Source organism: Nocardia nepalensis, assembly GCF_048910785.1.
GTDB lineage: Bacteria > Actinomycetota > Actinomycetes > Mycobacteriales > Mycobacteriaceae > Nocardia > Nocardia nepalensis.
The window spans coordinates 289,792-301,854 of record NZ_JBKBET010000041.1; the positions used below are offsets into that span (position 1 = coordinate 289,792).

Annotated in this window: 12 protein-coding genes; 7 read left to right on the forward strand and 5 right to left on the reverse strand. The window is 65.4% G+C overall.

Annotated elements, in window-relative coordinates:
- Window positions 1-60 precede the first annotated feature (60 nt).
- From ACHQ4I_RS41225 to ACHQ4I_RS41235, 3 genes are all read left to right on the forward strand, one after another.
- On the forward strand, window positions 61-516 hold the full coding sequence (locus ACHQ4I_RS41225) for a hypothetical protein (protein WP_420777345.1): 456 nt from the start codon (window positions 61-63) through the stop codon (window positions 514-516).
- A complete protein-coding gene (locus ACHQ4I_RS41230) occupies window positions 513-1,568 on the forward strand; it encodes a tyrosine-type recombinase/integrase (RefSeq protein WP_420777346.1) in 1,056 nt (351 codons plus the stop codon). The genes ACHQ4I_RS41225 and ACHQ4I_RS41230 overlap by 4 nt, the downstream gene beginning before the upstream one ends.
- A gap of 559 nt (window positions 1,569-2,127) precedes the next feature.
- Window positions 2,128-2,736, forward strand: coding sequence for a hypothetical protein (locus ACHQ4I_RS41235; RefSeq protein ID WP_420777347.1), 609 nt, complete (start codon window positions 2,128-2,130; stop codon window positions 2,734-2,736).
- Here the strand turns inward: ACHQ4I_RS41235 and ACHQ4I_RS41240 are convergent.
- Both ACHQ4I_RS41240 and ACHQ4I_RS41245 read right to left on the reverse strand, forming a co-directional pair.
- The gene (locus ACHQ4I_RS41240) at window positions 2,665-3,066 is read right to left on the reverse strand and encodes a hypothetical protein (RefSeq protein ID WP_420777348.1); all 402 of its coding nucleotides are present in this window, start codon (window positions 3,064-3,066) and stop codon (window positions 2,665-2,667) included. The genes ACHQ4I_RS41235 and ACHQ4I_RS41240 overlap by 72 nt on opposite strands.
- 376 nt (window positions 3,067-3,442) lie before the next feature.
- Window positions 3,443-4,333 (reverse strand): alpha/beta hydrolase, encoded by an 891-nt coding sequence (locus ACHQ4I_RS41245; RefSeq protein WP_420777349.1) that lies wholly within the window; start codon window positions 4,331-4,333, stop codon window positions 3,443-3,445.
- Window positions 4,334-4,895: 562 nt separating this feature from the next.
- On the opposite strand from ACHQ4I_RS41245, the gene ACHQ4I_RS41250 reads away from it, so the two are divergent.
- The 4 genes from ACHQ4I_RS41250 to ACHQ4I_RS41265 are packed head-to-tail and all read left to right on the forward strand — an operon-like array spanning window position 4,896 to window position 10,838.
- Window positions 4,896-6,419, forward strand: a complete 1,524-nt coding sequence (locus ACHQ4I_RS41250) for a site-specific integrase (protein ID WP_420777350.1) — start codon at window positions 4,896-4,898, stop codon at window positions 6,417-6,419.
- A complete protein-coding gene (locus tag ACHQ4I_RS41255) occupies window positions 6,416-8,293 on the forward strand; it encodes a hypothetical protein (RefSeq protein ID WP_420777351.1) in 1,878 nt (625 codons plus the stop codon). The genes ACHQ4I_RS41250 and ACHQ4I_RS41255 overlap by 4 nt, the downstream gene beginning before the upstream one ends.
- Window positions 8,290-10,440, forward strand: a complete 2,151-nt coding sequence (locus tag ACHQ4I_RS41260; RefSeq protein ID WP_420777352.1) for a hypothetical protein — start codon at window positions 8,290-8,292, stop codon at window positions 10,438-10,440. The genes ACHQ4I_RS41255 and ACHQ4I_RS41260 overlap by 4 nt, the downstream gene beginning before the upstream one ends.
- On the forward strand, window positions 10,437-10,838 hold the full coding sequence (locus tag ACHQ4I_RS41265; RefSeq protein ID WP_420777353.1) for a hypothetical protein: 402 nt from the start codon (window positions 10,437-10,439) through the stop codon (window positions 10,836-10,838). Before ACHQ4I_RS41260 ends, ACHQ4I_RS41265 begins: the two co-directional genes overlap by 4 nt.
- 95 nt (window positions 10,839-10,933) lie before the next feature.
- Here ACHQ4I_RS41265 and ACHQ4I_RS41270 read toward each other — a convergent pair whose 3' ends face one another.
- The 3 genes from ACHQ4I_RS41270 to ACHQ4I_RS41280 all read right to left on the reverse strand — a co-directional run bounded on the left by ACHQ4I_RS41270 (window position 10,934) and on the right by ACHQ4I_RS41280 (window position 12,032).
- Entirely contained in the window at window positions 10,934-11,563 is a 630-nt protein-coding gene (locus ACHQ4I_RS41270; RefSeq protein WP_420777354.1) for a hypothetical protein, read from the reverse strand.
- 6 nt (window positions 11,564-11,569) lie between these two features.
- Window positions 11,570-11,803 (reverse strand): DUF2188 domain-containing protein, encoded by a 234-nt coding sequence (locus ACHQ4I_RS41275; RefSeq protein ID WP_195134084.1) that lies wholly within the window; start codon window positions 11,801-11,803, stop codon window positions 11,570-11,572.
- 73 nt (window positions 11,804-11,876) lie between these two features.
- Complete coding sequence (locus ACHQ4I_RS41280) at window positions 11,877-12,032, reverse strand: hypothetical protein (protein WP_195134085.1); 156 nt, start codon at window positions 12,030-12,032, stop codon at window positions 11,877-11,879.
- Window positions 12,033-12,063 lie beyond the last annotated feature (31 nt).

The following is a 12,063-nucleotide window of genomic DNA, read 5'->3' on the forward strand; positions in this document are numbered from 1 at the left end:
CACTCTGTTCCGGCCGTACACCCCCCACCTGCGGGTTTGCTCCGTTCGGCGGTGGTCGATGTGACCGACGACACAGTATCTCCGCTGATCCCTTCCTTCTCCTCCATCGGGCTCACCGGTGGCGATGGCCGCGGAATCGGTACCGGTCTGCCGATGGCGACCATCGAGCAACCACCAGCACACACCGCGGTGTACAGCGTGCGCCCGGTCGACACCAACGGGCGCGTGGTCGACAAAGCCGTTCTGCGAGTACTGGATTGGCACCCCGGTGACCTGCTGTCCTGGCGGATCGCCGCGGGGCTGATCGTGATCACCCGGCCCGGCTACGGCCGCCGCGGGGTCACCAAGCACGGGCATCTATCCCTGCCCGCCCACGCACGCCGCGCCGCGGGCATCCACCATCACGACAGGGTCCTGCTGGCCGCCGATCCTGATCAACACCTGCTGGTGGTATTCCCACCCCATGTCCTCGACGAGATGGCCGCTCGCCGCTTCTGCGAGGGGGTGGGCCGATGAGCGCGCGCAGCGACGCCGACATCGCCGCGGTCCGGATGATGATGGACCGGCTCGATCTCACCGTCGCCGACATCAGCGACGACACCGGTCCGGCCACAAACGTCCCGACCTTCGGTGACTACATCCCTGTCGTGCGCGACAGCATGCCCGAGAGCCGGACTCGCGACCACTACCAGACATATTGGACGAAGATTCTTGCCCAGCCGGGGTGGGCCGAGCGGGCATTGAACGAGCCGACTCCCGCCCAGTTGCAGGGACTGTGCGAGGTGATCAAAACCCAGCGACTGATCCGCCGCAACGGGCGAGACGGACGTGAAGTCGTGCGCCACGTCATCGACGCGTTGCGCCGGGTCTACAAGCACGCCGAAGACAACCGGATCATCGACCCGCGCGACAACCCGGCCGCGAGGCTGACCAAACCCCGGCGCATGCGATCCAATCGGCGCGCGCTCCCGGAAGACATCCTCACCGAGATCAACCGCGTGGCCGCCACCACCGGCAACGACCCGCAGCTCGACACCCTGCTGCTGCGCCTGCACACCGAAACCGCCTGTCGCCGTGGCGGTGCACTGGCCTTGCGTCCGCGAGATCTCGATCCCGTGCAGTCGGTGATTCTCTTACGGGAGAAAGGCGGCACCGAACAATGGCAGCCGGTCTCGCCCACACTGATGCGCGCGCTGTGCCGCCACGCCGAACAACGCGGAGCCGCACCGAACGAGCAACTGCTGCGCACCCGCAACGGCAAGCCCATCACTCGCCGTCGCTACAACTACCTGTTCGAGCGCCTCGGCCGATATCTGCCCTGGGTCATCACCCACGGCATCTCCATCCACTGGCTGCGCCACACCACAACCACCTGGGTCGAACGCCGCTACGGCGCCGCGATCGCACGCGAATTCGCCCGCCATGCCCTCGGCAGCGCCGGACCCACCGGCGTCTACACCACGGCAACAATCAACGAAGTCGCAACCGCGCTCGCCCACCTCACCGGGGAACCCCACCCCCTAGCCACAACGGTCACGCAGGCAGAGAAGAACCATATGACGACATAAACGACGCAGCCAGGCAGATTGCCTGCCCCGAGACCGGCGATAGCCACTGGGACGAACTCTTTGACATTGGTCCACAGCGAATGCCGGTCCTCGGGGCAACGCCGGATATGCGCTGCCCGATCCGTGTTTCGAGCATCACCCACCGCGCTCACCGCGGGCAGTTCACCGGCGCGACCTCACCCACGGCAGACCCGTTTCGAGCGGCGCTTCCAGCCGCTCCCAACAGTCGCCCCCCAGGGCTTCGTGTCACCGATCGAGCAGGACAAGACATAGGCCACAAGCGCGACACGTCGAGACGCCGCCGGGCGGGCTGCCACGCCTTCTCGCAGCAGTAGGAGGCGGTGATCGACCCTTTGTCGGCCTGGGGCTTGTGCAGCTGGATCGAACGAATCTGCCTCAACCGTCGGCCACAAGGAAGGGACTCATCAATGCATCAGCACGCCAATAGCTCTCGACAGCGGGTCGCTGAAGGTGTTGGATACCTCACAGAGCTTTCGTTGCAGGTACCAGCACCACAAACGCGCCGCTACAGCGCAACGGCTTGGGAGGGGGTCCCCGCATGGACATCGACCTCACGTGTCCACACTGCCGCCAGCTCGACTCGGTTCAGAGTGTGCCCGCGTTGAATGCGGATGGTGTGTCGACCAGTTCCGGAACGGACGTCTATTCCGGCGTTGGTGTGGCTTCAACTGGCCTGGTCCCGGTGTTCGGTACTGCCACGGTTGAGCGCACTCACACCACATCACTCGCACGGAGTCTGGCCCGCGAGCCCGCGCGTACTCCAGCCGGGCGCCTGATCTTCTTTGCGCTTGTGCTGCTGTTGCCAGCGATGTGCTGGATCGTTCCGGCGATCATCTCGGTCGCCGATCCGTATCCCGGCGTATCACCGTGGGTCGCGGCTCTTTCCACCGTGATCTTCTTCGTGGTCCTGACCACGCCTGGCGGCCTTCTGCTCAGCGTTGCTGTACGTCGTATTCGGCGCAACGGGAAGGTCGTACGAGGACGTCGGCGCGCTCACGCTGTATGGCAAGCCGGTTTCTACTGCCATCGATGCGGTGTCGCGTTCTGGCCGTTGTCTCCAGCGCCGGGCATTCCTTCACGGCAAGCCTTCGCGCCACAGCACTTCCGGTGGTTCGTGTGGAACGCCGGTGGTTACGCCAGCGCCTGAATCCACCATCGAGTCGGAAGAGGTGGTCGGCGTGGCGGACGGCTTCGGTGATGCACTCGCCGATATTGTGCCGCCCATTGCGCGTGCGGCGGTGATCAGTTGCCGGGCTTGTTTGACGCTGATTTCGAGCAGATCAGCGACGTCTTCGTCGGTTTGATCTTGGTCACGGATCACTGCGGCGGCAACAGCTTGGTCGGCGCGGTGGCGGGCGATCTCCTCACTGGCTCGTGATTCGACTGCGCTGATCTGCTGGCGCAGCGCCTCGATTTCCTGGTCACGCTTGGCTTCACACGTCCTGATCGCCTGCCAATCGATGAGGTACCGCTTCACCGCGTCGGTGATCGCTCGCTCCCGCTGACGTGCCTGTTCTCGGCGTTCACGAATACGCGCACGCGAGCGTTCCAGTCGCTCAAGGGTTTCCGGGGATCGAACTGTCCGCGGTGACCGCGGACGACGCAACGACATGACCGACCTCCTAGTCGGGCCTGCCTGCTGATTCTCCCACGATCGATCATACTCCCGCACTCGCGCGGCAAGTCTCGGTCCTATTTGAACGATGATCTGTCGAATTCGATTCCTACGCCTCGCCCAAACTGACGACCAGTGCTCCAGCACTTGTGATCTGGTCGCCGCAGTTTTTGCCGCTCAGCTAATCCGGCTTACCCCTGATCGAGATTGCGAGCAAATTCCGAACCAGATCCAGGCGTTATCCGCTCAGATTGGCGAGCAGAAAGTCGCGAGCGACGCCGGAAGCTCGTTGAAACTGCTCCTCGTACACGGCGAAGTGCGGGCCGGGGATCAGGGCCAGTTGTTTGGGTTCCAGTGCCTCGGCGTAGCTCTGCAGGGCGATATCGGCGGGTGTCAGGCTGTCCTTATCGGCGATCACCATCAGCAGCGGTGTCGGAGATACCCGGCGCAGGAACGCTTCCGGAGCGTAGGACTGGAACTTATCGATGCTGGAAAGGGTGACCTCGTTGCGCCAGGTGGGGACCTGCGGGCCGTTGGCCATCAACCAGTTGTAGACCTCGATACCGGGCATGGCGACGAGTTCGGTCGGATCATCGGAGGCCGCCTTGATCGTCTCGTACGGCTTCCCGGATGCGCGAGCCAGACGGTCAGCGGCGATGGCCGCGTGGACAGCCGGCAGCATGATGGACGGTACCAAACTGCGAAAGTTGGCCCAGCCGTTGGTAAGTGGCACCTGCGATACGACGGCGCTCACCCGCCGGTCGGTCGCCGCGACGACTAGCACGTGGCCACCTGCGAAACTCGTTCCCCAGATGCCGATCCGTTCTGGATCGATACCGTCCAGGGTCTGCGCGAAGGTGATCGCATCACGGTAACCCTCGATCTGGGCGGCGGGGTCGACCTCGTAGCGTGGTTCACCATCGGAGGTCCCGAATCCGGGGTGGTCGTAGACAAGGCAAGCCAACCCGGCCTTGCTGAACACTTCGGCGAACGGGGCAACCCATTCCTTGACGCCAGCGAATCCGTGCGTCATCACCACCAGCGGGACGACGCCCGACGCCTGCTCCGGCCGATACAGCCAACCCCGCAAGGTCACTGCGCCACTGGTGAATTCGACATCGACACGCATCGCGGTTCCTCCCATTGCATCGGTCTTTTCATCAAACTACGGCGCGGCTGATCGGCTGTCGAAGGTTTCTCAAATCCTTGATTCTGACCAGCTTCGAGCAGCTGCATCGTCAGTGCTGTTGGCAGGTCTCCTGACTCGTGGGGTATCGGCCTCCACTCCGCGCCCACTTTCCCTATCCAATTTCGGCGGCTGCCGATGTGCACAGCTCCATTCCCAGTGGCCGCGGACCCGATCGGCGCCACGACTCAACACCACCGCCGTGGCGCACCGGCCAGCATTCGACGGTCCCCGCTAGATGCGACCTTCACCAACTCACCGCTGCACGACGCCTCCGTCGGAATCGCCCCGCACGAGTGTCGCGCATGCCGACGTCCGGACAGGAGCCACCGCGATGATCGATCACGCCGATGGATTGTTCCCTCTCCCTGGCGCGTTCGGGGATGATGCTGTGCCGGTGTGCTGGTCGTACGGGTGGGGTCTTTGGCCGGTTTCCAGTTGTTGCTGGGCCGATGGTCGGCGAGTGCGCGTCTCCGCGCGGGTCGCCGTGTAAGCATTTCCCCTCGTGCGATCCGACAACTACTCCGCTGAGCCGCTTGGCCTTTGGCGGCTGCACCGATGCAGTGTCCACCGCGACTGGGCAGGCATTGACGCCCAGCTCGGCCTGACCGATGGGTTGGACGTCGGTGCGTTGCTCGCGAGGAACGGCACTGTCGACGGGCAGGAGTTCCTGATCAACACTGACGGCCGCGTCGTTGTGGAGGTCAACGAGTTCTTCGCGTCGCGGCGGATGCGTAACCGTCGGCGCGGCACGCGTGAGAAGTACGCCCGCGGGTTGTGCGTGTGGTTGGGCTATCTGGATGCCGTTGGCCGATGTTGGCGTGAGGTGCTGTCCGAGGATGTGGACGCTTTCAAGTTCTGGCGCATGACCGACGAGGCCAACCCGATGCGCGTGGCCGGCTCGTCGGTCGCCAACAACATCCAGGCGATCAGCGCCTTCTACGAGTGGGCGCAGGAGCGGCACGACGTGCGCAATCCCGTCGATCGACGCGAGGTAGCGCCGCACCGGCACGGACAGGTGCGAGCCGAACCGTTCGCGGCGACGCCGCATGTGGTCCGGGATCGCGACGTCAAGTGGCTAGATCCCGGCGGTTACGAGTGCTGGCGGGATATCGGCCTGCGGGGATTGGACCGCGACGGTCGCGGCCTCCGGGGCTGGCGTGGTCGAAACTCTCAGCGCGACTGCGCGTTTGCCGATGGGTTGTATGGCACGGGGTTGCGGGTGTCGGAATGGGCCGCCGTCTTGATGGTCGAGCTTCCCGCCGAGGATGCCTCGCGCGGCTATTACACCTGTCGTCTGGCGTCCGAGTGCGGCAAGGGCGGCAGAGGGCGGCGATATTGGATGCCTCGCTCGGTGTTGGTGGATGTGTTGTCCTATATCGAGTCCGGCCGCGCCGCTGCCGTTCGCCGTGCTCGGTTGGAAGGTCTCTACGGCCGCGTCCCCGACCGATTGTTGCTGGTGGGGCAGGACCGCAACCGCCGTGTGCGCCTGCGTGCGGGTGACGGGGCAGTGTCGGAAGTTTCGTTGGATGCGCTCGATGGCGTTGCCCGGGCGCGGATTTTCCGCGAAACGCGGACAGGTTTGGAGCCGGTGTCGTTGTGGCTCAACGAAGATGGGCTTCCGCGCCTGGCGACGGCCTGGGAGCATACGTTCACCGAGGCCAACCAGCGGCTCGCACGCGCCGGGTTGGGATCGGTGTCAGCGACACCGCACATGTTGCGGCATTCGTTCGCGCTGCGCTGGTTCTCGGTGGGCAGGTTGATCTACGAGCGGCGGTTCGCTCACCTGGGCGGTGAGGAGTTGCGGGACTTTCGGGCGCAGTTCGGCGACACCTGGTATCTGGTGAAAACGCTGCTGGGACATGCGGATGTCTCCGTGACGATGTCCGTGTATTTGGAGCCGTTCCGTGAATTGGACGTGTCGGTGCTCATCGAGCACGCGCAGGGTGCGGCGATGTCGGCGTTGGTCGCGGAGATGTTCGCCGAGCACCCGCAGGTGATCAGCCGACCGACGGGGGCGGGCGCGTGACCCGCGGTCGAGCGGCCGTGCAACCCGCCGCCGGTTACAGGCCGCCAGAACGGCTGTTTCTCGGGCCGGACGAATGCCGGGTTCGGTTCTTCCCCGAACTCGGCGGCGATCCGGTCGAGCTCGACTTCATGGACTTGCCGGTGTCCAAGGAACTGCGCGACTGGTTCGCCACCGCGGCCGCCGGGGCGACCGGGCCGTCGGGACCACGCCGCACCGCGACTTCAGCCAGCGACATCGTGTCGACGTTCCTTCGGTTCGCCCGCTATCTCGCCGGGCTCGACAATCCACCCCAGTCGCCGCATCGACTGCGGGCTGTCCACCTGGATGGCTACATCCTGACCGGCGGCGTGGGCACCACATTGCATCGGGATCTGCCAACGCTGCGTTCGGTGTTTCGATTCGCACCCGACGTCCCTGCGGACTTCGCCGCGCGGCTGGCCACGGCGCGCGTCGCCAAGGCGGAAGAACGCGAAACCAGCTACACCGAAACGGAATTCAACCGCATCCTCGGTAACGCGCGCACCCAGCTCCGCGCCTCCTCGACCCGAATCCGCGCCGCGAACAGCCTCCTGGATCAGTGGCGAGCCGGCCAGATCGACCAGGCCACTGATGCGCGGCGCTGGGAGCTGGGGTGGTTGTTGGACTACGTCGACCGCGAAGGTGATGTTCCTCGGGCCCGAGCCGTGGCGCCCAACGCGAAGAAGCCGCATCAGGCGGATGTCGTGAATCGCCATGGCGGGGCCGCGGCCGTGCCGGCGCATCTGTATCCGACTTACATGGAAATCGGTGCCGCGGTCGCGTTGATGATCGGGCTGACCGGACACAACCTCGGCACGATCCGCGCGGCCACCGTCCATCATCACCGCACCGACGCTGAGGCTGGCGGTGCGCCGACGATCCTTGTCGATTGGCTCAAGCCACGTCGCGGACCTCGGCGTGCGGCCATGACCGTACCGTTGCAGGACGTCACTCCCGATGGAGCGCGCCCGACCGGGCGGGACGACCTCACCACACCGTTCGGGCTGTACACGCTGCTGCTGGAGCTCGGCGCCCGCGCCAGGGCCAGGGCCGGCAGCGACAGCCTCTTTGTTGCCTTCACCCCCAAGGGCAACGGCAAGGGACGCGACGTCGCCGGGTTCCGGGTGCAGGTGCCCAAGTCCATCCTGCTGCACTGGGGCGACGCGCTAAAGCTGCCTGCCGACACCCCCGACCCCAGCACGGGTGTCCCAGGCACTCTGCGGGTGAGGTCTCGTCGGCTTCGCCTGACGTTTCTGGAGTTATATCAGCGGCCGGTCGCGCACACCGAGACCACTTTGGTGAACGAGTATCTGGCGCGCAATCGTGGCAACCTCGCCGAATATCAGCAGGTCGTTGCCGATGTGTTGACTGAACAGGTCAGCAAGGCCCGCGCGGCAACGATTCCGGTGTTGTCCGCCGACGATGTCGCGCTGGCACGCATTGACCCGGCAAGCGTCGCTGCCAGGTTCGGCATCTCGACACAGACAGTGACCGAGCTGGTCGACGGCCGACTGGACACAGTGCTGGCCGGGTGCACCGACAACCTCAACAGCCCCCACTCGCACGCCGGAAAGCCTTGCCAGGCATCGTTTCTGATGTGTCTGTCGTGTCCATGCGCGCGGGCGACACCGGCACACCTGCCGGTCCAGGTCCTCGTGCACGACGCCCTGCTCGCCCGCCGGCCCGAGATGACACCGCTGAAATGGGCTCAACGTTTCGCCGAACCCGTGACCCAGCTGGTCGACCTGCTCGACCAGCATTCAACCGCGGCGGTCGCCGACGCCCGCGCGAACGCCACCCGCTTCCACCGATTGCTTGTCGACCGTTTCCTCGCCCGTGGACTGGACATGCCGTGACCACAGCCCTGAATCCTGCCAGCGATGATCTGCCCGGCCCCGATACCCTCGTGTTGCTCAACGTACCGCTCAGAAGCAGCACCGACCGGAATGGCTTGTCCCGCTTCAGCGAAGACCGATGGAACCTGAGCCCCGCAGTGCTGCAACACCACACCAAGGCGGTGTCGGTCGATTTCGTCCAGGTGCCCGACGAGCTCCGGCTGCCGGTCAAGCACATCGTGTGGCTGTTACTCAACGGCGAGCCCGGCCAGGATGTGAACTACCGCTTCACGGCGGCACGGCTGGCGGTGTCCAGTGCCGCGGCGACCGCCCGATTCCTGCGCAGTTTCGCCCAGTGGCTGCACGCCCGCGGCATTGTCCGACTAGCGGACGTCACCGACGCCGACCTGGACGCCTACGCTGTCCACGTCCGCGCCGCGGAGATATCCCACGGCCAGCGCGAAGACCTTCTCGCGGCGGTGGCACGGGCATGGTCGGTGCGCGAGCGCCTGCGCCCCGCCGATCGGCTGCCGCAGGCCCCGCCGTGGAACGGCGACCGAATCCGCGACGTTCTCGGCACGGGCCGAGACATCGGCGAAAACCGTACGCCGCGAGTGTATCCCGACACAATGACCGCCTTGCTGGCGTGGTCGCTGAGGTTTGTCGAGGTCTTCGCCGACGACATCATCGCGGCGTTCACCGAGTATCTTGAACTGTCCGGGGCCTCCTACCGCTCGAAACAGACCCGCCTCCCCAAGGACGAGATCTACAGCCGTCGGCGGCAATACGGTGAGACGAGACAGCTACTGCTCGCGCACCTTGACGAGTACCGTCGGCGGGGCCTGGCCTTACCCGGCAAGCGCAGCGCCGATGGCCGACTGGTGGTGAACACCTACTTCCTCAGCGCCCAGACCGGCCTCACCATCAGGCACAAGTCACTCGCGCCGATCTTCGCCGAGCACGGCCCGATGCCGGTCGATGACGACACCTACCTGTTCACACCCGTCACGGCGACGCTCGACGGTCGTCGGTGGCAGGACCGGTCGATCAGCTACACGCAGGCGCCCGTGCTCGCACGGCATCTCGCGGCCGCATGTTTTGTGGTGATCGCCTACCTGTCCGGGCAGCGGCCCGGGGAGACGTTGAACCTGGAACGCGGCTGCATCCAACGTGACCCAGCGACCGGACTTATTCTGTTGCGCGGCAAGCACTTCAAAGGGGTCCGCGATAGGGACGGCGTATCGGTGGCAGAGGGAATCGAGCGGGTCGACCCGTGGGTCGTGGTGGAACCAGTCGCGACTGCCGTCAACGTGGCGGGAAGGCTGCACGACTCGCCGCTGCTGTTCCCCAACACGATGGAGGTCAACGGCCACTCCTCGCCAAACCGGCTCAAGGCCCGAACCGTCCACGCCGCACGCAACGACCAGCTGATGACCAAAGACATCGACGGATTCATCAGCTGGGTCAACCAGTACTGTGCCGAGCACGGCCGCCCCGACGCCATCCCACCCGATCCGGTCAAGGCCAGCATCAGCCTGGGCAGGTTGCGTCGCACGCTGACGTGGTTCATCGTGCGCCGCCCACGCGGCCTGGTCGCCGCCGCCATCCAGTACGGCCACGTCCGCACCGGCATGACCCTCGGCTATGCCGGAAGCTACGACTCCGGATTCCCGGACGACCTCGTCTTCGAGGAATGGCTCACCCGGCTCGATGCCCTCGGCGACGCCCACCAACGTCTGCGCGACGGCGAGCATGTCTCCGGCCCCTCAGCCGAGGTCTACCGCCAACGCGTCGAATCAGCGACCCGCTTCGCAGGGCGAGTACTACGCCAATCCCGCGACGCGGCAGCACTGCTGGCCAATCCCGACCTTCAGATCTACGAAGGCAACGCCATGACCTGTGTCCTGGACCCCGCCCGCGCGGCCTGTCGGCTTGTCGGCGATGACCAGGGCACCCGCCGCACCCCCGACATCACCAATTGTCGCCCCACCTGCGCCAACATCGCACGCACCGACCGTGACATCGCCGAACTTGCCCAGCAAGCCGACCAACTGCGTCTCGTCGTGGCCGACCCGCTCGCGCCCCCGATCCGGTCCATGCGGGAACGGCGGGAGTTGACCCGGATCGAGAAGATCATCGCCGAGCACCAGGGCACCAGGGCACCATGACCGACGAGGAGCGCGCCGCGATCCGCGCGGCTATGGAACGGCTGATGGCCGGAACGCCGACGAACTCCACCGGCGCGTTGACCGTGTTGCAACTGGCCGCCGAAGCCGGGGTCAAACGTTGGGTGCTGACCCACAAACACACCGACCTACGGGAAGAATTCCAGTCCAAGCGAACCCAGGCCAACGGAGTGCCCGCCGCCTATCAGCACCTCCAAGCCCGCGTCGTCGACCTGACCGCACGCAACGAGCAACTACGCGCCGACAACGCCGAACTCGAGCAGCAACTTGTCGCCTACGCCCAGCTCATCCACGAACTCGCCACCGAGAACACCCGCCTCCGAACAGCCGCTCCGGCGAACGTCATGGTCCTCGGCGGACAAGCCCGGCATCCGAGCTGACGACAAAGGCTGTCGGTCGCACCCTGGCATTCGCTCCCGCAACCGGTACTCCTGGTTTCGGCGCCGCGCGCTACCACCAGCGACTCCGGCGGCGATCAGACCGTGATCGAGCCGATCACCTTGCGCAGACTCTTCTCGTTGTCCTCGTCCAACCCGTAGGCGAGCAGGTAGCTGGCGATGAAATCGTTCGTGTAGCCAGCCGCGCGGATGTCTGCCGCGATCTCAGGGACCAGTTCCCGGACAAAGTAGTTGCCCCGCCGGTCGCCATAACCGTTGTTGCCGTACTGCACGAGTCGATCGAACAGCGAGCGCACCTCATCTGAAACAGCCTGTGCTGGTTCGCCGGTGAGCGCGTCGACGGCTCCCACGGCCGCCGCCCAACCCGCGAGCGGCAGCCTGATTACGCCCGGCGGGCCTTCCAGGACCGCCAGGACGCCGCCGCGTGCCCAGTCCACCGCCATCGCCATCTCCTTGATGGTGGGATAGTCGACGAACACCAGCCCGCGGGGCAAGTTCATCTTCCGGGATTTGGGCGTCACGGTGCGATCGTTACCGAGCCCGAAAGGGTTGCCGCCCAAGGCTCCAGCCACACGGATCGCGGCGGCCGGATTCACGCCTTCAGATTTCACCCTGCGGATCAACGCTGCCTCGTGCTCGGCGCGCACGCCCGGATTCGCTTCCGTCCACGGGATCCAAATACCGCGATGGTTGATCGTCAGTCGCATGCGCTCTCAGCCCTTCGAAGAGCGGGGGTCGTTGCCCGGAGCGATCGTGTCCTGGCGTCGAATAGTGCCATCACGACCGCGGACCTGCATTTCACCGCCACCAAGGTTGCCGAGGATGTCACGAGCACGGTCGATGCCGGCTTCTTGGGTGGGGACGATCGCGCTGGCACGGTCGGCACCAGGAGCGCGGACTTCCCAGTCACCGTCGTCCCGTCGCTGAACCATTCGTCTGTTGGTCATGAAAATTCCTGCCTTTCAGAAGGATTGGGAATAAAGGGGCTGTGCCCTGGCCCGGTGGACCAGGGCACAGCGGCTACTTTTCGTTGCGGACGCCCTTGTGCTGGTGAGGGCTGCCGTCGAGGATTCGGCCGGTTGTGGTGTCTCGCTTGAACCAGGTCTTACCGACCTTGAATTCGCTGCGATTCTTCACGGCTCCGACGCGATGTCCGTGTCCGGTGTTCTTCGCCATTTCCGTTCTCACCTCCGCTCCGACAGCGACC

Excerpts from the sequence above, each read along its gene's own strand:
- ACHQ4I_RS41230 (WP_420777346.1), top strand. The coding sequence starts at position 513 with ATGAGCGCGCGCAGCGACGCCGACATCGCCGCGGTCCGGATGATGATG.
- ACHQ4I_RS41235 (WP_420777347.1), top strand. The coding sequence starts at position 2,128 with ATGGACATCGACCTCACGTGTCCACACTGCCGCCAGCTCGACTCGGTT.
- ACHQ4I_RS41245 (WP_420777349.1), bottom strand. The coding sequence starts at position 4,333 with ATGCGTGTCGATGTCGAATTCACCAGTGGCGCAGTGACCTTGCGGGGT.
- ACHQ4I_RS41265 (WP_420777353.1), top strand. The coding sequence starts at position 10,437 with ATGACCGACGAGGAGCGCGCCGCGATCCGCGCGGCTATGGAACGGCTG.
- ACHQ4I_RS41270 (WP_420777354.1), bottom strand. The coding sequence starts at position 11,563 with ATGCGACTGACGATCAACCATCGCGGTATTTGGATCCCGTGGACGGAA.
- ACHQ4I_RS41275 (WP_195134084.1), bottom strand. The coding sequence starts at position 11,803 with ATGACCAACAGACGAATGGTTCAGCGACGGGACGACGGTGACTGGGAA.
- ACHQ4I_RS41280 (WP_195134085.1), bottom strand. The coding sequence starts at position 12,032 with ATGGCGAAGAACACCGGACACGGACATCGCGTCGGAGCCGTGAAGAAT.